This window comes from Streptomyces sp. NPDC051172, from assembly GCF_040682555.1.
In the GTDB taxonomy this organism is placed as follows: Bacteria; Actinomycetota; Actinomycetes; order Streptomycetales; family Streptomycetaceae; genus Streptomyces.
Map to the genome: position 1 here is coordinate 45,792 of NZ_JBFBBE010000051.1, position 20,806 is coordinate 66,597.

The window sequence follows — 20,806 nt, forward strand, 5'->3', positions numbered from 1 at the left end:
CTGTGCACGCAAGCTGCACCCAGTGGTACGCAGGTGCGTCTACCCCCGCTCAGCCGGTGTACGGCTGAAATCTACCGGTGAGCTCGCGCACCTGATCACGCGCCTTCTGGCTCTCGGTCCCGCCCCGCAGCACATCCGCCAGCAGCGCGGCGATCGAGGCCATTTCCTCCTCTCCCATCCCCTGAGTGGTCACGGCCGCCGTGCCGAGCCGCAGGCCACGGGCGTCCCCGTGCGGCAGCGCACAGCAGTCCAGCACCATTCCGGCCGCGGCGAGGCGGCCGCGCGCGGTGCGTCCGTCGACGCCGAGGGGCGCCGGGTCGGCGGTGATCAGATGGGTGTCCGTGCCGCCGGTGGTGACCACCAGGCCCTCGGCGGCCAGCCCAGCCGCCAGCGCCCGGGCATTGGCGACCACCTGATGGGCGTACAACCTGAACGCCGGGGTTGCCGCCTCGCCGAACGCGACGGCCTTGGCGGCGATGGTGTGCATCTGCGCGCCGCCCTGGGTGAAGGGGAAGACGGCCCGGTCGACCCGCTCGGCGAGCTCGGCGCCGCACAGGAGCATCCCACCGCGCGGCCCGCGCAGCACCTTGTGCGTGGTCGCGCAGACCACGTCGGCGTACGGCACCGGGCTGGGCGCCGCTCCCCCGGCGACGAGCCCGATGGGATGGGCGGCGTCGGCGATGAGATACGCCCCGACCGCGTCGGCGACCTCGCGGAAGACGGCGTAGTCGATGTGCCTGGGGTAGGCGATGGAACCGCACACGATCGCCTTGGGGCGGTGCATACGGGCGAGGGTGCGCACCTGGTCGTAGTCGATGAGCCCGGTCTCGGCGTCGACGCCGTAGCCGACGAAGTCGAACCAGCGGCCGGAGAAGTTGACGGGCGAGCCGTGTGTGAGGTGGCCGCCGTACGGGAGGCCGAGGGCGAGGACGGTGTCGCCGGGCCGCAGGAGCGCCGCGTAGGCGGCGAGGACGGCCGAGGAGCCGGAGTGCGACTGCACGTTGGCGTGCTCGGCGCCGAAGAGGGCCTTCGCGCGGTCCACGGCGAGGCGCTCGGCGACGTCGACGATCTCGCAGCCGCCGTGGTGGCGGGCGCCCGGGTAGCCCTCGGCGTACTTGTTGGCCAGCGGCGAGCCGAGCGCTGCCAGCACCGCGGGCGAGGAGAAGTTCTCGGCGGCGATGAGCTGCAGCGTCGTCGACTGCCGGTCGCGCTCACCGAGCAGGATCTCGGCCAGCTCGGGGTCCTGCCGGCGCAGGACATCGGCCTCGAGGGTGTGAGTGACCGGCATGATGGGCTCCGGGGGCGTCGACGGTGACGTACGACCAATGTAGGCCCGGTACCGGTGAGGTGCTCGGTTGTTACGCCTTCGCAGGTACCCCGGTGAGCGCTGTGACGACGGGATCGAGCGCCTGGTGTATCTCCTCGCCGATGGACCGGAAGAAGGTCAGCGGGGCGCCGTACGGGTCGTACACCTCGTCCGCCTCGGCGGTCGGGGCCAGGAGCCACCCGCGTAGAGCCGCCGCAGCCCGGACCAGGGCACGCGCGCGTGCCACCACGCCGTCCTCCAGGGGCGGCAGGGTCGCCGGGTCTATCGCCCGCACCAGGCGGGTGAACTCCTTCAGGGTGAAGGTGCGCAGGCCCGCCGAGTGGCCCATGGAGATGACCTGGGCGCGGTGGTCGCGGGTGGCCGTCAGGACGAGGTCGGCCATGATGACGTGCTCGTCGAGCAGTTCGCGGCCCATGAAGCCGGAGGCGTCCGCGCCGAAGTCCGCGAGGACCGCCTCGGCGTTGGCCTCCATGGGCGCACCCTCGTGGCCCCAGGTGCCCGCGCTCTCCACGATCAGCCCGCCCCACAGGGGGTCGCCGAGCCGGTCCGCCAGGGCATGGCGGGTCAGCCGCTCGGTGATCGGCGAGCGGCACACATTGCCGGTGCTGACGTGGAGGATGCGGAAGTTGGTCATGGGGACGCCCTGTTCGAACAGGTTCCCCGTCTCTACCCCGTTGCCTATGCCACGCCCCGCGTCAGGGGCCGTCAATTCGCCACCTCGAGGTCGGGTACGACCTTCCGCAGCTCGTCCGGCGAGATCGCGCCCTCACGCAGCAGCACCGGCACCGTGCCGGTGACGTCGACGATGGAGGACGGGACGTTGGCGGGGGTCGGGCCGCCGTCGAGGTACACGGAGACCGAGTCGCCGAGCATCTCCTGCGCGGCGTCGCAGTCCTCGGGAGCGGGGTGCCCGGTCAGGTTCGCCGAGGACACGGCCATGGGGCCGACCTCGGTCAGCAGCTCGATGGCGACCGGGTGCAGCGGCATCCGGATGGCGACCGTGCCCCGGGTGTCCCCCAGGTCCCACTGCAGGGACGGCTGGTGCTTGGCGACGAGCGTGAGCGCGCCCGGCCAGAAGGCGTCGACGAGCTCCCAGGCCAGCTCGGAGAAGTCGGTGACGAGACCGTGGAGCGTGTTCGGGGACCCGATCAGCACGGGGGTGGGCATGTTGCGGCCCCGGCCCTTGGCCTCCAGCAGGTCGGCGACCGCCTCCGAGGAGAACGCATCGGCGCCGATGCCGTACACCGTGTCGGTCGGGAGGACCACGAGCTCGCCACGGCGGACGGCGGACGCGGCTTCGCGCAGACCGGTCGTGCGGTCCGTCGCGTCGTTGGTGTCGTATCGCCGAGCCATGTCTAGCGGGCCTCCTCGTACACGTACATCGGGAAGTGGGTCGTCGGGGTGGTCACGGCAGTGCCTTGCGGGCCGTCGCGAACCGTGGGCGGTTGTTGAGGTCCGGGTGGTCGGCCGCGTCGGCCCAGCCCCGCTCCTCGGTGAAGATCCACGGCACCTGGCCGCCCTGGGTGTCGGCGTGCTCGATGACGACGACACCGCCCGGGCGCAGCAGCCGGTGTGCGGTCCGTTCCAGACCGCGGATGAGATCGAGGCCGTCCTCCCCCGAGAACAGGGCGAGTTCGGGATCGTAGTCCCGCGCCTCGGGAGCGACGTACTCCCATTCGGTCAGCGGGATGTACGGCGGGTTGGAGATGACCAGGTCGACCTGGCCGTCGAGGTCCGGGAAGGCGTCAAGGGCGTTGCCCTGGCGCAGGTCGACGCGCGAACCCTCGACGTTCTTGCGGGTCCACTGGAGGGCTTCCTCGGACAGCTCCACGGCGTGCACGCGCGAGCGCGGGACCTCCTGGGCGAGCGCGAGCGCGATGGCGCCGGAGCCGGTGCACAGGTCGACGATGCAGGGTTCTACGACGTCCATCGCGCGTACGGCGTCTATGGCCCACCCGACCACGGACTCCGTCTCGGGCCGCGGCACGAACACGCCCGGTCCCACCTGGAGTTCGAGGTAGCGGAAGTAGGCACGCCCGGTGATGTGCTGCAGCGGCTCGCGCTGTTCGCGCCGGGCGATGACCTCCCAGTAGCGGGCGTCGAAGTCCGAGTCCTTCACGGAGTGCAGTTGGCTGCGCTTCACGCCGTGCACGAACGCGGCGAGCTCCTCCGCGTCGGTGCGCGGCGAGGGCACGCCGGCGTCGGCCAGCCGCTGGGTGGCCTGTGCCACCTCTGCGAGCAGCAGGTTCACGCATTCCTCCGTGTCGTACTGGGTCGTGCGCAGGTGCCTTTAGGCAGCCGCCAGCTTCGCCGCCGAGTCCGCGTCGACGCAGGCCTGGATCACCGCGTCGAGGTCGCCGTCCAGGACCTGGTCCAGGTTGTAGGCCTTGAAGCCGACGCGGTGGTCCGAGATGCGATTCTCCGGGAAGTTGTACGTGCGGATCTTCTCGGAGCGGTCGACGGTGCGGACCTGGCTGCGGCGGGCGTCGGCGGCTTCCTTCTCCGCCTCCTCCTGCGCCGCTGCGAGCAGCCTGGAGCGCAGGATACGCATCGCCTGCTCCTTGTTCTGCAGCTGGCTCTTCTCGTTCTGGCAGGAGGCGACGACTCCGGTCGGAATGTGCGTGATGCGCACCGCGGAGTCGGTGGTGTTGACGGACTGGCCGCCGGGCCCGGAGGAGCGGTAGACGTCGATGCGGAGGTCGTTCGGGTTGATCTCCACGTCGACCTCCTCGGCCTCCGGCGTGACCAGCACACCGGCCGCGGAGGTGTGGATGCGGCCCTGGGACTCGGTGGCCGGCACGCGCTGCACGCGGTGCACACCGCCCTCGTACTTCAGCCGGGCCCAGACGCCCTGGCCGGGCTCGGTGGCGCCCTGGCCGCCCTTGGTCTTCACGGCGACCTGGACGTCCTTGTAGCCGCCCAGCTCGGACTCGGTGGCGTCGATGATCTCGGTCTTCCAGCCCACGCGCTCGGCGTACCGGAGGTACATGCGCAGCAGGTCACCGGCGAAGAGCGCGGACTCGTCGCCGCCGGCGCCGGCCTTGATCTCGAGGATCACGTCCTTGTCGTCGGACGGGTCCCGGGGCACGAGCAGCAGGCGCAGCTTCTCGGTGAGTTCCTCGCGCTGCTTCTCCAGCTCCTTGACCTCGGCCGCGAAGTCGGGCTCGGCGGCGGCGAATTCCTTCGCCGTCTCGATGTCGTCGCCGGTCTGCTTCCAGGAGCGGTACGTGGCGACGATCGGGGTGAGCTCGGCGTAGCGCTTGTTCAGCTTGCGCGCGTTGGCCTGGTCGGCGTGGACCGACGGGTCGGCGAGCTTCTTCTCCAGGTCGGCGTGCTCACCGACGAGTTCCTCGACGGCCTCGAACATCTTGGGCTCCTGTACTGCGTGGAAAAGGGGGAAGTCGGGCGACCAAAAACGCCGGTCCCGGCGCGCCTGTGAAGGGCGCGGCCGTGGACCGGCGAATGGGAGCCAGCTACTTCTTGGAGCCGGCCGCAGCCTTGCCGAAGCGGGCCTCGAAGCGGGCCACACGGCCACCGGTGTCGAGGATCTTCTGCTTGCCCGTGTAGAACGGGTGGCACTCGGAGCAGACCTCGGCGCGGATGGTGCCGCTGGAGATCGTGCTGCGGGTGGTGAACGACGCGCCACAGGTGCAGCTGACCTGCGTCTCGACGTACTCGGGGTGGATGTCGCGCTTCAAGGTGTCTCCTAGTTTCGGGAGGGCGCCGGGTCGCTTCCGCGGGGTGCGGTCGCGTGAACCGGGGCCGACGTACCAGTCTGCCAGGACTGGGGCCATCCCCCAAAACCGGGGGCTCGGGTGATCTATTCCCTGCGGGCCGGCGGGGCGCTCACCACGCCCTTTGCTTCGCCGCTTGCCGTTCCTTCAGTCGCCGACTTCGGGATCGTGCGGTCGTTCTTGAGCGCGTCCCAGACCTGTTGGGCCTTGGCCTTCTCCACGATCACCCGGTTCGGGTTCGACGGGTCGTACTGGACCGGCATCGTGATCATGTGCATGTTGCTGGAGCTGATGCTCTTCAGGCCGTTCGCGAAGGACATCAGGGAGTTGACCGAGCCCAGGTCGGAGTCGGTCGTCACCGCCTTGGTGGCGGTGTCGGCGAGGTCGTAGAGCTTCTTCGGGCTGGTGAAGATGCCGACGTGCTTGACCTGCTCGACCAGGGCCTTGATGAAGGCCTGCTGGAGCTGGATGCGGCCGAGGTCGGAGCCGTCGCCGACGCCGTGCCGGGTGCGGACCAGGCCGAGGGCCTGCTCGCCGTCGAGCGTGTGCGTGCCGGCCTTGAGGTTCAGATGGCTCTGGGAGTCCTCGATGTCCTTGGTCGTGGTGACCGGGACGCCGCCGAGCTCGTCGATGAGCTTCTCGAAGCCGCTGAAGTCGACCTCGAGGTAGTGGTCCATGCGCAGCCCGCTGATCGACTCCACCGTCTTCACGGCGCAGGCGGCGCCGCCGGTGGAGTACGCGGTGTTGAACATGACGCCGGATGCGACGGGATGCGTCTTGCCGTTCGTGTCGGTGCACTCGGGGCGGTCGACGAGGGTGTCGCGGGGCATGGAGACCACGGCGGCCTTCTTGTGGCCCTTGTAGACGTGCACGATCATCGCCGTGTCGGAGCGGGCGCTGCCGTCGTCGGTACCGCCGCCGAGCTTCTTGTTGTTGCCCGAGCGGCTGTCCGAACCGAGGACCAGGATGTTCTCGGAGCCGTTGTCGACCTTCGTCGGCCGGTCCGTACCCAGGGCCGAGTTGATGTCGACGCTCTTGATGTTGCCGTTGAGCTTGAAGTACAGGTAACCGGCTCCGGTGCCGCCCAGCACGACGATGCCCGCGGCGGTCCACGCCGTGATCAGCAGGCCTCTGCGGCGCGTGCTGCGGGGCTTGCGGCGACGGCCCTTGGCGGGGCCGCGCGTGTCGTCGGTGCCGGACTCCCCCGGTATGCCGGGTTCCGGCGCGCTCTCGGCGGACATGTGCTCCTCGTTCTCGTCCGGTCGGTTACCCCCTGCTTTCAGGGACAGGCCTGTCGGTCACGGATACGCGTCGTACCGCACCATCGTCACTCCGTCGGGTCAGACGGAGAAACTCGAGAAAGGGTTGCACAACGCTCTGTGCCCGACCCGTGGAAGGACGGACACAGAGCGTCACGGAGATGTCCGGGCGTAACCCGCTCACCTGCGGATTCAGCCGAGAAGGTCGTACTGCTGGAAACCCGTACCAAGCGAGACTCTTGTGGCAAAGATCCCACTCGAGGCCTGGCCGGTGCCCGGGTAGAGGTAGAGCGTGCCGCCGGGCGTGCGGGCCAGGAAGTCGGCCTTGCCGTCCCCGGTCACATCGCCCACGGCGTCGAGGGTGTTGTACGTGGTGGTGCTCCAGGTACGGACGTTGATCCTGCTGGAGAACGCCCCGGAGCCGGCCGTACCGGTGCCGCGGTACAGGTAGATGTAACCGGTGCTCTTCTGACGCGCGATCAGGTCGGCCTTGCCGTCGCCGTTGAAGTCGCCGTGGCCGAGCAGGGCGTTGTACTGGTTCCAGCCGGTCCCGACGCTCACCGGGGTACCGAAGGTGCCGTCACCCTTGCCCGGGTAGATCCACAGGGTGCCGCCGGAGTCGACCGAGAGCAGGTCGGGCTTGTAGTCGCCGGTGACGTCACCGGGGGCGACGATGCGGGTGCGGGTGGACCAGTTGCTGAAGATCTGCGTCTTGGTCCAGGAGCTGCCGGCGGGCACGTAGTGCTCCCAGTAGACCGCGCCGGTGGAGCTGGAGCGCAGGATGAAGTCCTGGTAGCCGTCCCGGTTGAGGTCGGTCTGCAGGATCACGTTGTAGCCGCTGAAGGAGCCCCAGGAGATCCGGGAGGCCAGCGAGGTGCCCTTGGAGTCCAGCTCGTAGCCGGTCTTGGTGGAGGAGTTGCGCAGGAACAGGTCGGCCTTGGAGTCGCCGCTCAGGTTCGTGTCGTCGATGCGCGGGTAGGCGGCGCCGACGTAGCTGCGGACCTTGGTGAAGACGCTGTAGTCGCCCTTCGCCACGCAGTTCTCGACGCCCCAGGAGACGACGCCCACGATCCGGTTGTTGACGATCAGGGGGCCACCGGAGTCGCCGTTGCAGGACGCCTTGGTGCCGGTGTCGCTGCCGCTCTGCGTGCCGGCGCACACCATGTGGCCCGCGACGTAGTCCGAGCCGTAGGCGGTGGTGCAGGTGCTGTCGGCGTGGATGGTCAGCTGGGCCGACTGCAGGGTCTGCGCGATGTCGTTGCTGGTGGAGCTGGTACGGCCCCAGCCGTAGAGCGTGGCGACGGTGCCGCCCGCGTACGACGCGGTGTCGGTGGACGTCGTCATACGGACCGGCGTCGCCTTGACGGGGTTCGGCAGCGTCAGCACGGCGATGTCGTTGTCGGGGGCGCCGTTGGTCGTCGTGGTGTACGACGGGTGGTTCCACTGCCGCCAGACGCCGGAGACCGTGCCGCCGTGCAGGTCGGTGCTGCCGTCGCTGTTGGTGGTCGGCAACTGGTTCGTGCCGGTGATGATCGCGCCGTACGCGTGCCAGTTGAAGCCCTTGACGCAGTGCGAGGCGGTGAGGATCTTCGTCGGCGAGACGACGGTGCCGCCGCAGAAGAAGCTGACGTCGTCGCTCGTGTCGGTGGTGCCCTTGTCGTCGTAGTACCAGAGCTGGGCCATGAACGGCGCCGAGGTGATGGCGGTGTCGGTGCCGCCGATGACCATCGGGCTGATGGTGGAGCCACTGGTGCTGGTGCTCGTGCTCGTGCTGCTGCCGGTGCCGCTGGTGGTCTTCGACGACTTGGTGGTCTTCTTGCCCATGGCGGCGTCGGTGGCGAGGGCCCCGGAGACGCGCTGCTGCAGCTCGGAGAGCGACGGCGAGGTCATGGCCGGCTTCACATGAGGCGTCGCGGACGGCGCGGCGTTCGCGGACGACGTCAGCAGCGCGGCGGCGACGGCCGCGACGAGGCCGGTCGCGGCGACCGGCAGGGCAAGGCGTATCCGGCGTCTGTGACGACCGCTGCCGGACAGGGATGTGGACAAGAAAGTCCCCCAGTGAGACAAGTGATGGATGAGGCGCCTGGTGCGCCCCATCCACTCAGCGCAAAAAGGCCGTTCATCGTCACTGGTGTGACGATGAACGGCCTTTTGCGAGGTGCCGGAAGGCGGTGTCTCAGTCGCCGTTGCCGGGGGTGGGCGTCGTCTTCTGAATCTGCATCAGGAACTCGCCGTTCGACTTCGTCTGCTTCATCTTGTCCAGCAGCAGCTCGATCGCCTGCTGCTGGTCGAGCGCATGCAGCACCCGCCGCAGCTTCCAGACGACCGCCAGCTCCTCGTTGCCGAGCAGGATCTCTTCCTTACGGGTACCGGACGCGTCCACGTCCACCGCCGGGAAGATGCGCTTGTCGGCGAGCTTCCGGTCGAGCTTCAGCTCCATGTTGCCGGTGCCCTTGAACTCCTCGAAGATCACCTCGTCCATACGGGACCCGGTGTCGACGAGAGCGGTCGCCAGGATGGTGAGCGAGCCGCCGTCCTCGATGTTCCGCGCCGCACCGAAGAAGCGCTTCGGCGGGTACAGCGCGGTCGAGTCGACACCACCGGACAGGATGCGGCCGGAAGCCGGCGCGGCCAGGTTGTAGGCACGGCCCAGACGCGTGATCGAGTCGAGCAGCACGACCACGTCGTGGCCCAGCTCCACCAGCCGCTTGGCACGCTCGATGGCGAGCTCGGCGACCGTGGTGTGGTCCTCGGCCGGGCGGTCGAAGGTCGAGGAGATGACCTCGCCCTTGACCGACCGCTGCATGTCGGTGACCTCTTCCGGACGCTCGTCGACCAGGACGACCATCAGGTGGCACTCCGGGTTGTTGTGCGTGATCGCGTTGGCGATCGCCTGCATGATCATGGTCTTACCGGTCTTCGGCGGGGCCACGATCAGACCGCGCTGGCCCTTACCGATCGGCGAGACCAGGTCGATGATGCGGGTGGTGAGCACGCCCGGGTCCGTCTCCAGGCGGAGGCGGTCCTGCGGGTAGAGCGGGGTGAGCTTGTTGAACTCCGGGCGTCCGCGGCCGTGTTCGGGCGCCATGCCGTTGACGGAGTCCAGGCGCACCAGCGCGTTGAACTTCTCGCGGCGCTCGCCTTCCTTGGGCTGGCGGACCGCGCCGGTGACGTGGTCGCCCTTGCGCAGGCCGTTCTTGCGGACCTGGGCGAGGGAGACGTACACGTCGTTGGGACCCGGCAGGTAGCCCGACGTACGGATGAAGGCGTAGTTGTCCAGGATGTCGAGGATGCCCGCGACCGGGATCAGGACGTCGTCCTCGTTGAGCTGCGGCTCGGCGCCGCCCATCTCGTCACGGCCACGGCGGCCACGGCGGTCCCGGTAACGGCCCCGACGGCCGCGGCGACCGCCCTCGAAGTCGTCGTCGTCCTGCGGGCCGTTGTCGCGCTGCTGGCGGTCCTGGCGGGCGCCGCCCTGCTGGCGGTCCCCCCGGTCCTGGCGGTCCTGGCGCTGCGGGCCACCGCCCTGGCCGCCCTGCTGCTCGTCGCCCTTGTTGCCGCGGCCCGAGCGGTCCCGGCCGCCGCGGTCTCCGCGGTCGCGGTCCCGGCGGTCACGGCGGCCCTGGCGGCCCTCGCCGTCACCGGCGTCGCCCTGCGGCTGCGGGGCGGGCGTCTCGGCCTTGGGCTCGTTCTTCGCCTCGGCGGCGACCGTCTCGGGGCTGCCCGCCTCGGCGGTGGCGCGACGGCGACGGCGCTCGACGGGAGCGTCCTCGCTGGCCGGCTGGCCGGGGATCTCGATCTGCTGCTGGGCCACGGCCTTCTCGGCCGGGGCGGCCGCCTTCTTCTCGGCGGCGGGAGCGGCGTCCTCGCCCGTACGAGCCTTGGAGGTGGCACGGCGCTTGGGCTTGGTCTCGGCGGCGGCCTCGGCCTTCGCCGGGGCACCACCACCCGCCTGCGCCTCCTTGATGACCTCGATCAGCTGGCTCTTGCGCATGCGCGCGGTGCCCCTGATGCCGAGGCCGGATGCGACCTGCTGCAGCTCGGCCAGCACCATGCCCTCGAGGCCGGTACCGCGGCGCCGCCGGGAGCCTGCACCGGTGGCAGGCGCGGAGGCGTCCGTGGCGGGCGCGGCAGCGGTCTCCTCGACACGTGCGCCCATCAGATCGGTGGTGTCGCTCACGAAGGGTCCTTCCCTGGAGCGGACGTCGGCCTGTCTGGCTCGGCGACCGGTTGTGCTTCCGGCTTCGGTCCTTGCTGTGTGGACCGTGCCGGGGCGGTGGTCCGCCAAAGGTGGCGGAGGCAATATCTGGGATGGCGCTTCCCAAAGCCGTGGCCGTGGCACCGAGTGTCGGTGTCACGTGGCTTGGTCGCACCGGTTCCGGAGCGTGCCCGGCAAGTCGCTCAGTGCCCGCGTACGAGGTACTGCCCACGTACGTCGTACGGAACACAGTGCGGCTTGGGAGGCTCCCGGAAGAATGTCTGTCCCGGACGGGGACACGAAGCACCTCGCCATGGTGGGGTCGGGTGCAGACTTGAGATTAACACTACCGGATCCAACAAACATTCCCCCTCTCGAAATCCGGCAACCGTGTGTCAGGACGCAAGCGGCAGCACGCTCGCTCCCTGGGCGTCGAGTTCGAGCCGGTTCGCGGCCCACCCTTCGCCTGCCAGATGGGCGACCTTGTCGGCGCTGTCGGCGTCGGCCAGCGCCAGCACGGTGGGTCCGGCACCCGAGATGACCGCCGGGACTCCGTCGGCCCGCAGCCGCTCCACCAGCGCGGCGCTCTCCGGCATGGCGGGGGCGCGGTACTCCTGGTGGAGGCGGTCCTCGGTGGCGGGCAGCAGCAGCTCGGGGCGCCTGGTGAGGGCCTCGACGAGCAGGGCGGCACGGCCCGCGTTGGTGGCGGCGTCGACGTGCGGCACGGTGCGCGGGAGCAGGCCGCGCGCGGTCTCGGTGAGGACCGGCTTTCCGGGCACGAAAACCACCGGAACGATGGAATCGGCGGCATCCATCCTGATCGCGCGGGCGGCGCCCGCCTCCATCCAGGAGAGGGTGAAACCGCCGAGCAGACAGGCCGCCACGTTGTCGGGGTGGCCCTCGATCTCGGTCGCGAGCTCCAGCAGGGCCGTGTCGTCGAGCTTCGACTCCCCGCCTATGGTCACGGCGCGGGCGGCGACGATGCCGGCGCAGATGGCGGCCGAGGAGGAGCCGAGGCCACGGCCGTGCGGGATGCGGTTGGCGCAGACGATCTCGAGGCCGCGCGGCTGCCCGCCGAGCAGATCGAAGGCGGTGCGCAGGGAACGTACGAGAAGGTGTTTCTCGTCACGCGGCAACGTCTCGCTGCCCTCGCCCGCGATGTCGATGTGCAGCCCGGAGTCGGCCACCCTGACGACGACGTCGTCGTAGAGCCCCAGCGACAGGCCCAGGGCGTCGAAGCCCGGGCCGAGGTTGGCGCTGGTGGCGGGGACGCGCACCCTTACGGCGGCGGCGCGGAAGGCGGGACCGGCCATCTCTCGATGACTCTCCTTGAGCTGCGTGATGGTCGAAAACATTCGATACGACATCGGCTACGTACGGGGAGACCCTCAGGCCGCGGAGACGGCGCGGCACCGTCCAGACGCTCCATGGGCGGAGGCATATGCGGCGGGCGGGTTCGGTACAGCCTATCGAAGGATGCTTCTGTGGCGACATAGGGCGCACAGGAGGCGCACGATGCGTGCCGTAAGCCCCCTGTGCACCCCTCGGAGGGAGTTCCCCGTCGGGCCGGACCTCGGGCCGACGTCAGGCCAGACCGAGGCGCTCGGCCGCCGCCACCGCGTCGACCGGGACGGTGACCGGCTGCGGGGCGCCGGCGACGGCCCAGTCGGGGTCCTTCAGGCCGTTTCCGGTGACCGTGCACACGATCTTCTGGCCCGGGTCGACCTTGCCCTGCTCGGCGGCCTTCAGCAGTCCGGCGACGGACGCGGCGGACGCCGGCTCGACGAAGACACCCTCCTGCGCGGCCAACAGCCGGTAGGCGCGCAGGATCTCACGGTCCGTCACCTCGTCGATGAAGCCGCCGGACTCGTCCCGCGCGGCCAGGGCGTACTGCCAGGAGGCGGGGTTGCCGATGCGGATGGCGGTGGCGATGGTCGAGGGGTCCTTGACGATCTCGCCGCGCACGATCGGGGCGGAGCCGGAGGCCTGGAAGCCCCACATGCGGGGGGTGTGCGTGGCGACGCCGTCGGCGGCGTACTCCTTGTAGCCCTTCCAGTACGCGGTGATGTTGCCCGCGTTGCCGACCGGGAGGACGTGGATGTCCGGGGCGTCGCCCAGCATGTCGACGATCTCGAAGGAGGCCGTCTTCTGGCCCTCGATGCGCACGGGGTTGACCGAATTCACCAGCGCCACGGGGTAGTTGTCGCTCAGCGAGCGGGCCAGGGTGAGGCAGTCGTCGAAGTTGCCGTCGACCTGGAGGATCTTGGCGCCGTGCACCAGCGCCTGTCCCATCTTGCCGAGCGCGATCTTGCCCTGCGGGACGAGAACGGCCGAAACCATGCCGGCCCGCACGGCGTACGCGGCCGCGGACGCGGACGTGTTGCCGGTGGAGGCGCAGATCACAGCCTTCGCGCCCTCCTCCTTGGCCCGGGTGATGGCCATGGTCATGCCGCGGTCCTTGAAGGACCCGGTGGGATTCGCGCCCTCCACCTTCAGGTGGACCTCGCAGCCCGTGCGCTCGGAGAGCACCTGCGCGGGCACGAGGGGCGTGCCGCCCTCGCGGAGCGTCACGACCGGCGTGGTGTCGGATACCGGCAGTCTGTCCCGGTACTCCTCGATGATTCCGCGCCACTGGTGGGTCATTGCTGGTTACTCTCCTTCAACCCGCATGATGCTGGCGACACCCCGCACGGTGTCGAGCTTGCGCAGCGCCTCGACGGTCCCGGAGAGGGAGGCGTCGGACGCGCGGTGGGTGACGACGACGAGCGATGCGTCGCCGTCCCCTTCTGGCCGGCCTTGCTGGCGAACCGTATCGATCGACACACCGTGCTCCGCGAAGACGGTCGCCACCTGGGCGAGAACGCCCGGTTTGTCCGCAACGTCGAGGCTGATGTGGTAGCGGGTGACGACGTCACCCATGCCCGACACGGGCAGCGCGGCGTACGCCGACTCGCCGGGCCCCGTTGCCCCGCTGAGCCGGTTGCGGCAGACGGCGACGAGGTCGCCGAGCACGGCGGACGCGGTGGGCGAACCGCCGGCACCGGGCCCGTAGAACATGAGCTGCCCGCTCGCGTCGGACTCCACGAACACGGCGTTGTACGCGCCGCGCACGGAGGCGAGGGGGTGGCTCAGCGGAATCATGGCGGGGTGCACGCGCGCGGTGACCGATTCGCCGTCCTGTGCCCGCTCGCAGATGGCGAGGAGCTTGATGGTGCAGCCCATGTTCTTCGCCGAGGCGAAGTCGGCCGCGGTGACCTCGGTCATGCCCTCGCGGTAGACGTCGTCGAGCCGCACCCGCGAGTGGAAGGCGATGCCGGCGAGGATGGCGGCCTTGGCGGCGGCGTCGAAGCCCTCGACGTCGGCGGTGGGGTCGGCCTCGGCGTACCCGAGCGCCGTGGCCTCGTCGAGCGCCTCCTGGTACCCCGCCCCCGTGCTGTCCATCTTGTCGAGGATGAAGTTGGTGGTGCCGTTCACGATGCCGAGCACCCGGTTGACCTTGTCGCCGGCGAGGGACTCGCGCAGCGGGCGGATCAGCGGGATGGCGCCGGCGACGGCGGCCTCGTAGTAGAGGTCCTTGTCGTGCTCCTCGGCGGCGGCGTGCAGAGCGGCGCCGTCCTGGGCGAGCAGCGCCTTGTTGGCGGAGACGACGGACGCGCCGTGCTCGAAGGCGGTGGTGATGAGGGAGCGGGCGGGCTCGATGCCGCCGATGACCTCGACCACGACGTCGATGTCGCCGCGTTTGACGAGCGCGGTGGCATCGGTGGTGACGAGGCTCGGGTCGATGCCCTGACGGACCCGGTCGGGCCGGCGCACGGCCACACCCGCCAGTTCGACGGGCGCCCCGATCCTGGCGGCGAGGTCGTCGGCGTGCGTCGTCATGATGCGCGCCACCTCTGAGCCGACAACCCCACAGCCCAGCAGCGCCACCTTCAGCGGACGCGTACGCATCATCCGACCTCGTTTCCTCATACCGTCTACGGTGGGACCAGTCTCACTCACCGGACGGGAGTTTCTATCCAATGTCCGGATCGTGAGACATCTATTTCATTTGTCCGGGGGTGGAAGACAGGAGATCTTCCACCCGCCGGGGGTGTTTCCGGTCGTCCGCCTCATCCGACGTCGAGACGCAGGAGGTCCTCCTCCGTCTCGCGGCGGACGATGACACGCGCCTCGCCGTCGTGTACGGCGACGACGGGCGGCCGGAGCACGTGGTTGTAGTTGCTGGCCATGGACCGGCAGTACGCACCCGTGGCCGGCACGGCGACGAGGTCACCCGGTGCCAGGTCCGAGGGCAGGAACGCGTCCTTCACCACGATGTCCCCGCTCTCGCAGTGCTTGCCGACGACACGGGCGAGCATGGGTTCGGCGTCGGAGGTGCGCGACACGAGCGCGACGCTGTACTCGGCGTCGTAGAGCGCGGTGCGGATGTTGTCCGACATACCGCCGTCGACGGAGACGTAGGTACGGAGGTTGTCGAGGGGCTTGATGGTGCCGACCTCGTAGAGCGTGAAGGCCGTCGGACCGACGATGGCCCGTCCCGGCTCGACGGAGATGCGGGGGGTACGCAGCCTGGCGGACTCGCACTCACGCGTGACGATCTCGGTGAGCGCCTTGGCGATCTCGTGCGGCTCACGGGGGTCGTCGTCGCTCGTGTACGCGATCCCGAGCCCGCCCCCGAGGTCGATCTCGGGCAGCTCGACGCCGTGCTCGTCGCGGATGTCCTTGAGTAGCCCGACGACCCGGTGCGCGGCGACCTCGAACCCGGACATGTCGAAGATCTGCGACCCGATGTGGCTGTGGATCCCGACGAGCTCCAGCCCGTCGAGCTGAAGCGCCCGCCGCACGGCCTCGGCGGCCTGCCCGCCGGCCAGCGGGATCCCGAACTTCTGGTCCTCGTGGGCGGTGGCGATGAACTCGTGGGTGTGTGCTTCCACACCCACGGTGATACGAATCTGCACCCGCTGCCGCTTGCCGAGTTCCTGCGCGATGTGGGCGACGCGGACGATCTCCTGGAAGGAGTCGAGGACGATCCGCCCGACACCGGCCTCGACGGCCCTGGTGATTTCGTCGACGGACTTGTTGTTGCCGTGGAAGGCGATGCGCTCGGCGGGCATCCCGGCGGACAGGGCCGTGGCGAGCTCGCCACCGGAGCACACGTCGAGGTTGAGCCCTTCCTCGTGCAGCCAGCGCACGACGGCACGCGACAGGAACGCCTTTCCGGCGTAGAAGACGTCGGCGTCGGCCCCGAAGGCACTGCGCCAGGCCCGCGCCCGGGCCCGGAAGTCGGCCTCGTCGAGGACGTAGGCGGGGGTGCCGTACTGCTCGGCGATGGTCTTCACGTCGATACCGCCGACGGTGGTCACACCGTCCTCGTCACGAGTGACCGTCTGGGCCCAGACCTTGGGGTCGAGGACGTTGAGGTCGGTGGGCGGGGCGGAGTAGTGGCCCTCGGGGAGGACGTCGGCGTGACGGGGCCCGGCGGGGTGTGCGGAACGGCTCATTTTTCTTCGCTGGCTCTCTAGAGGTGTTGGGGTGCGTCGATGCCGAGCAGGGACAGGCCGCCGGCCAGCACCGACCCGGCGGCTTCGGCGAGCGCGAGCCGGGCCCGGTGGGCGGCCGAGGGTTTCTCGTCACCGCGCGGCAGCACCACGGGAAGGACGGCGAGAACGGCGTCGGCGACGGTGACGAGGTGCCGGGCGAGACTGTCGGGCGTGCGCTGTGCGGCTGCACGGGCGAGAACGCGGGGATGGTCGGCGAGGACGGCGAGCAGGGCGGCCATGTCCTCTTCTACGGCTCCGGGCTCGGGGGTGAAGCCCAGGTCGGCTGCGTTACGGCTGAGGGCCCGGGTGCGGGCGTGGGCGTAACGGACACGGAAGAGAGGGTTGCTCTCGCGCTGGACCAGATGATCGGCGGTGATACGGGGCCGGTCGTGGGCAGCGGGGTGCAGCAGCGCCCAGCGGGCGGCGTCGGGGCCCAGCAGTGCGGGGTCGTCGGGGGCCGGGACGGGCCGGAGGTTCACCGGCTCGCGATGGTCGACCTCGACTCGGCCGCCCTGGGACCCGACGATGCGCACGAGGGCGTCGGCGACGACCTCGGCCCTCACCTCGTACGGGATGCGCAGTTCGACGACTTCTCCAGCGAGGGCGTCACTGTGACCGTACGCCGTGCCGTCCCGGAGGATCTCGCGAGTGAGCGCGGCCGCTGATGCGGTTGCCGCCCGCAGGCTGATGTTGATGAACCCCGGCCCGGTGACGACGACGTCGGCGACGCCGTCCGTGCGGGAGAGGTGCTGCTGAAGGATCTCGGCAACACGCCGGGGCGGCTGCCCGGCGGGCCGTGCGAGCTGCAGGGCGATGTTGGTGGCGTAGTCGCCACAGCCACCCGGCCCGGGCGGCACGACAACGGCCCGTTGCGGCACGGCCACGCTCAGCTCCCCCTCGTCCACAGCACGACGCACCGCGCGCAGCACGGTACGGGAGAGCTCGACGGGGGTCACGGCACAAGCGTATGGGAGGAGGGGGGTGGGTAGGCGAGCCGGTTTGGGAGAGGTCCGGGATGTGGACGGGGCGGGTGGACGGGAGGACCTCCGCCCGGGTCAGCCGCCGGCCCGCCCGGCCCGCTCGGTCTCACCGAACCCGAGAACACTCCCGAGCCCGGACTCACCGCCCTCTCCCCTGCCCCTCGCACTCCTCCTCCGCTCGATCAACTGCTGTACGAGGCGCACGAGTTCGGCAGGCTCGAAGGGCTTGGCGAGAAAGGCGTCGACCCCCACATCCAGCCCGGTCTCGACCTCGTACGAGGTGCAGGCACTGACGATGACGAGGGGAAGATCGCGGGTCAGCGGATCGGAACGAAGCCGGGAGGCGGTCCGCAGCCCGTCCAGCCGGGGCATGACGACATCGAGGGTCACGACATCGGGCCGCACCTGATGAACGACATCCAGACACTCGGCACCGTCAGCCGCGGTCACCACCTCGAAACCCTCCAGCTCGAGATTGACCCTGATCAGCTGCCGGATGACCTTGTTGTCGTCCACAACAAGCACCCGGCCCGACGCGCCTGGCACAACTCGAGAGTAGGTGCGGACCGGCCACCGCGTCCGGGTTTTCCCCACTTCCGGCCCTTGCGGGGTACGGCCCTTCGCCATCCGCTGCGGCGACGGGCAACGCCGGAAACCCGTTCATGAACACCCCGGATGAACTGGTAGTGTTCTACCCGTCGCCGCGCACACAGCGCAGCGACCACGCCCCCGTAGCTCAGGGGATAGAGCAACGGCCTCCGGAGCCGTGTGCGCAGGTTCGAATCCTGCCGGGGGCACTCGCCAGTCAGACAGCAGGAATCATGCTCTGACCAGTGCGGATGCCGACATGAGAGAGCGGGAGTCAGTCTCACTGACTCCCGCTCTTTCTCACTCTCTCTCAGTGTTCACGCACCATCTGCGATACACACGTCAGGCCGTATCGCCGTCCTCTTCCAGCGCCTTTGTGATCTTCGCGTTGGCCGCTTCCTCGTGACCGTCGATGCAGCCGTGATAGCGACGGTGGATCACTTCCGGCGAGTTGCCGACACGCCGGGCAACCTCAGCGATCGGCACCCCCGCGTTGAGCCACCGCGTGATGCAGGCGTGCCGCAGGTCGTACGGGCGCCCCGCCAACGGCGAGTCGACGCGCTCCGGCGGGAGGGCGTACTCCCGTGCCTCCTCCCACACTCGCCAGTAGGTGGATGAGCCGACCACTCCCCCACGCTCGTTGCCAAAGACGCGCCCCTCCTTGGCGGTCCCGAACGCCTTCAGGTGAGCCTGAAGGATGGCCACCAGGACGGGCGGGATGGGCACGGGTCGGTCGCTGGCTGCCTCTCGCGCCTTCAGCCCACGGCGGTCGTGCCGCTCCCCCGAGTCGGTCCACTGCTTTCCGGAGACGGGCCTCGTCTCCCGCAGCGTCAGCGTGCCCCAACCGGTCTCCGGGAGGTGGCAGTCCGACAGCCGGAGACCAACCGCCTCAGCGGGCCGGAGCCCCGCGTAGTACAGGACCGCATAGAAGGCCGCGAGGCGCCGCCCACGGCAGCGATCCCACGACCCGACGTACGAGACGGCGGCGAGCAACTGCCGGGCCTGTACGGCGTTCACCAGGACGCGACGGTCAACCGTGTCGTTGGAGCCGACGTGCTTCCGGCGGGCGCGCTGAAGCGGATTCTCCGGGAGCTCCCCCACGACCACGGCGTGTTCGAGGGCGGTGTTCAGGGCCCGGCGACGTCGCCGGTACGTGTCGCCCGCCGCCGGGGTGCCGTCCAGTAGGTAGCTGAGCCGGTACAGCACGTCCTCGAACACGTCGGCGTCTGCCAGGTCGATGACGGGACGGTCCGCCGTCGTGAGCCAGTCATACGCGGCCTTGAGTTCGGCCGGCGCGTCCTCCCCTGCGTTCGCGGGCACGATCCCCCACCGGAACGCCAACCGCAGGTCCGTGTCCTCTGGCCTGCCCTCCCCTCGCTTCACCATGGCCAGGGCGACGGCCGCGAGAGAGTCCGCCATGCCTTCACGGGTCTTCGCGGCGCTCGTGCGCCACCGTCCGGCGACGTACTTCCGGCAGAACTCGAACCACCGCAACAGCGGTTCGGGCTCAGCCGATGTCGCCGCCGCTTCAGCCGCCGCGCGAACCTCGGACTCCGGCTGTCCGCTTGCGATCTCGAAAGCCTCGCCCCGGCGCATGGCCTGCCGCAGCTCCGAGCGTCGGCTCTCGGCAAGTGCCGACGTGGCGAACGTCGCGCTGCTCACCTTCCCGCCCACGACCCAGCGGAGTTGATACGGCCGTGCCTTCCGGTTGACCTTCGTGACCTTCCACAGCCGGATATCGAGGGAGTACCCGGATCGAGCCTCCCCGTGCGGCCGGAGAGCCGGAGTGTCGTCAGTCGTGCTCACGCAGCGTCCTCCCGCTCCGCAAGCCAACGCTCGTACTCCGACCGCCGGATGCGAACGTCGCCGTTCGGCAGTTTGATCGAGCGGGGGCCCCGACCAAGTTGGCGCCACCGGTAGAAGGTCGACGGCGCGACCTTCAGGTCGGCAATGACCTCCTTGACGGTCATCTTCTCGTCCACCGTGCGGGCGCTCATGCCGCCGTCCTTTCAAGGCACTTCGGGCTGTTCGAGGTCGATTCGGGCAGGTGAGAGGTAGACCGGTTGGCGTGCGCAAGTCGGGCGAGTACCGGCAGGTCGTTCGGGCGGATGACGGGCCGGATCGGGTCGACGTGCCGCAGCAGCAAGAGAGCGATCGAGAGGGGGAACCGGTCGGCCTTGCGGTGGTTGCAGTCGAGGCAGGCCAGGGCGAGCGCAGTCGCGGACCAGGTCGGCCACACCGACCGGGGCACGATGTGATCGAGGGTGGCCTGATCGAGCGAGCCGAACCGGTGACGGCAGTAGGCGCAGCGGTGCCGGAAGACGTACGCAACCTGCCGCTTGCGGCGGCGGCGCACGTCCCCGTGGGGCTTGTTGGGCACGCTCACCACTCCGCCCGCACCGCGCGGCGCCAAGTGCCGTCCGGTCCGGGCGGCGGGGTCGCCCCAAGGGCGTAGCCGCCCCCGTCGAACCGCACGACGAGCGGGGAGGGCTGACGGACATCGGCACGCAGCAGGGCGAAGCAGAAGCGGCGGCGGTGCCAGTCCGGCAGGGCCTGCCGGTACAGCCAGTCCCGACCCTGCGTCGGGCCCGTCTCACCCTCGCGTGACGCCCCCGTGACGCCGGGCGTCACGCAGGTCAGACTCGACGACACAGGCATTGCGAACTCGCGCCCCATGGCCTCTCCGAGGCGCATGAGGGTTTCCACGGGGACCAGGGCGGCGCCCTGCCGGATCGCGCGGGAGACCAGCAACGGGGCCCGCCGCACGGTGTAGGCGTTGACGTGGTGGTGACGGTATGCGTCCGAGAGGTACAGCGCCACGGCCGCTTCCCCCACGGTCATCGGGCGGGAGCGGGCATCCCCGTACCAGAACGACAAGGCGAGGCGGTAGGCGAACTGGCGGCAGACGCCCACCTCGGGGAACTCGGCCGCGTCCAACTCGGCGAAGGTGCCGACGACTTCGGCAATCCCCGCCACACCCAGCACCTGTACGGCCCCATTGAGGGCGTCGTAAAGGGTGTCGGTGTGGGTGTCGGTGTCAGGTCCGGGGAGGGTGAGTTCATCGGCCTCCGTCTCGAACAGTGCGGCGGAAGCCTCCCCCACGCTCAGCTCTAGACCCCGAATGGGGATGGTGGGGAGCTCCTCTGCGGCCCGGCGACGCTCCCGCCGTACCAAAGGCAC

Annotated in this window: 19 protein-coding genes and 1 tRNA gene; 1 reads left to right on the forward strand and 19 read right to left on the reverse strand. The window is 69.9% G+C overall.

What is annotated here, in order from left to right; all coding sequences use genetic code 11:
- Window positions 1–49: 49 nt before the first annotated feature.
- The 15 genes from glyA to AB0N07_RS27965 all read right to left on the reverse strand — a co-directional run bounded on the left by glyA (window position 50) and on the right by AB0N07_RS27965 (window position 17,665).
- Window positions 50–1,288 carry a serine hydroxymethyltransferase gene (gene glyA / locus AB0N07_RS27895; protein WP_365839603.1) on the reverse strand — a complete coding sequence of 413 codons (1,239 nt, stop codon included), beginning with the start codon at window positions 1,286–1,288 and terminating at the stop codon, window positions 50–52.
- Between the two features lie 70 nt (window positions 1,289–1,358).
- Window positions 1,359–2,036: a protein-tyrosine-phosphatase gene (locus AB0N07_RS27900; protein WP_365839605.1), complete on the reverse strand. Its 678-nt coding sequence runs from the start codon at window positions 2,034–2,036 to the stop codon at window positions 1,359–1,361.
- Complete coding sequence (locus tag AB0N07_RS27905) at window positions 2,033–2,680, reverse strand: L-threonylcarbamoyladenylate synthase (RefSeq protein ID WP_365839607.1); 648 nt, start codon at window positions 2,678–2,680, stop codon at window positions 2,033–2,035. The genes AB0N07_RS27900 and AB0N07_RS27905 overlap by 4 nt, the downstream gene beginning before the upstream one ends.
- A gap of 52 nt (window positions 2,681–2,732) precedes the next feature.
- Window positions 2,733–3,578: a peptide chain release factor N(5)-glutamine methyltransferase gene (prmC, locus tag AB0N07_RS27910; RefSeq protein ID WP_030928668.1), complete on the reverse strand. Its 846-nt coding sequence runs from the start codon at window positions 3,576–3,578 to the stop codon at window positions 2,733–2,735.
- Between the two features lie 39 nt (window positions 3,579–3,617).
- Window positions 3,618–4,694, reverse strand: coding sequence for a peptide chain release factor 1 (prfA, locus tag AB0N07_RS27915; RefSeq protein ID WP_365839610.1), 1,077 nt, complete (start codon window positions 4,692–4,694; stop codon window positions 3,618–3,620).
- Between the two features lie 106 nt (window positions 4,695–4,800).
- Entirely contained in the window at window positions 4,801–5,025 is a 225-nt protein-coding gene (gene rpmE / locus AB0N07_RS27920) for a 50S ribosomal protein L31 (RefSeq protein WP_019753312.1), read from the reverse strand.
- A gap of 122 nt (window positions 5,026–5,147) precedes the next feature.
- A complete protein-coding gene (locus tag AB0N07_RS27925; RefSeq protein WP_365839612.1) occupies window positions 5,148–6,302 on the reverse strand; it encodes an LCP family protein in 1,155 nt (384 codons plus the stop codon).
- 210 nt (window positions 6,303–6,512) lie between these two features.
- Window positions 6,513–8,366 carry a trypsin-like serine protease gene (locus AB0N07_RS27930; RefSeq protein ID WP_365839614.1) on the reverse strand — a complete coding sequence of 618 codons (1,854 nt, stop codon included), beginning with the start codon at window positions 8,364–8,366 and terminating at the stop codon, window positions 6,513–6,515.
- 130 nt (window positions 8,367–8,496) lie between these two features.
- Window positions 8,497–10,500, reverse strand: coding sequence for a transcription termination factor Rho (rho, locus tag AB0N07_RS27935; RefSeq protein WP_365839616.1), 2,004 nt, complete (start codon window positions 10,498–10,500; stop codon window positions 8,497–8,499).
- A gap of 413 nt (window positions 10,501–10,913) precedes the next feature.
- Window positions 10,914–11,831 (reverse strand): homoserine kinase, encoded by a 918-nt coding sequence (gene thrB / locus AB0N07_RS27940; protein ID WP_115905887.1) that lies wholly within the window; start codon window positions 11,829–11,831, stop codon window positions 10,914–10,916.
- A 271-nt stretch (window positions 11,832–12,102) separates the two neighbouring features.
- The gene (gene thrC / locus AB0N07_RS27945) at window positions 12,103–13,161 is read right to left on the reverse strand and encodes a threonine synthase (protein ID WP_365839618.1); all 1,059 of its coding nucleotides are present in this window, start codon (window positions 13,159–13,161) and stop codon (window positions 12,103–12,105) included.
- Window positions 13,162–13,167: 6 nt separating this feature from the next.
- Window positions 13,168–14,466 carry a homoserine dehydrogenase gene (locus AB0N07_RS27950; RefSeq protein WP_365839636.1) on the reverse strand — a complete coding sequence of 433 codons (1,299 nt, stop codon included), beginning with the start codon at window positions 14,464–14,466 and terminating at the stop codon, window positions 13,168–13,170.
- Window positions 14,467–14,627: 161 nt separating this feature from the next.
- The gene (gene lysA, locus AB0N07_RS27955; RefSeq protein ID WP_365839620.1) at window positions 14,628–16,019 is read right to left on the reverse strand and encodes a diaminopimelate decarboxylase; all 1,392 of its coding nucleotides are present in this window, start codon (window positions 16,017–16,019) and stop codon (window positions 14,628–14,630) included.
- A gap of 17 nt (window positions 16,020–16,036) precedes the next feature.
- Window positions 16,037–17,014, reverse strand: a complete 978-nt coding sequence (gene nrtL / locus AB0N07_RS27960; RefSeq protein ID WP_365839622.1) for an ArgS-related anticodon-binding protein NrtL — start codon at window positions 17,012–17,014, stop codon at window positions 16,037–16,039.
- A gap of 99 nt (window positions 17,015–17,113) precedes the next feature.
- Window positions 17,114–17,665 (reverse strand): response regulator, encoded by a 552-nt coding sequence (locus AB0N07_RS27965; RefSeq protein WP_365839624.1) that lies wholly within the window; start codon window positions 17,663–17,665, stop codon window positions 17,114–17,116.
- 98 nt (window positions 17,666–17,763) lie between these two features.
- Between AB0N07_RS27965 and AB0N07_RS27970 the strand changes: the two genes are divergently transcribed.
- Window positions 17,764–17,835 (forward strand) — tRNA-Arg (locus AB0N07_RS27970).
- A gap of 133 nt (window positions 17,836–17,968) precedes the next feature.
- Here AB0N07_RS27970 and AB0N07_RS27975 read toward each other — a convergent pair.
- The 4 genes from AB0N07_RS27975 to AB0N07_RS27990 all read right to left on the reverse strand — a co-directional run.
- A complete protein-coding gene (locus AB0N07_RS27975) occupies window positions 17,969–19,432 on the reverse strand; it encodes a tyrosine-type recombinase/integrase (protein ID WP_365839626.1) in 1,464 nt (487 codons plus the stop codon).
- Complete coding sequence (locus tag AB0N07_RS27980; RefSeq protein ID WP_365839628.1) at window positions 19,429–19,623, reverse strand: helix-turn-helix domain-containing protein; 195 nt, start codon at window positions 19,621–19,623, stop codon at window positions 19,429–19,431. The genes AB0N07_RS27975 and AB0N07_RS27980 overlap by 4 nt, the downstream gene beginning before the upstream one ends.
- Entirely contained in the window at window positions 19,620–20,006 is a 387-nt protein-coding gene (locus tag AB0N07_RS27985) for an HNH endonuclease signature motif containing protein (RefSeq protein ID WP_365839630.1), read from the reverse strand. Before AB0N07_RS27985 ends, AB0N07_RS27980 begins: the two co-directional genes overlap by 4 nt.
- 2 nt (window positions 20,007–20,008) lie before the next feature.
- On the reverse strand, window positions 20,009–20,806 hold a 798-nt coding region (locus tag AB0N07_RS27990; RefSeq protein WP_365839632.1), incomplete at its 5' end, for a hypothetical protein.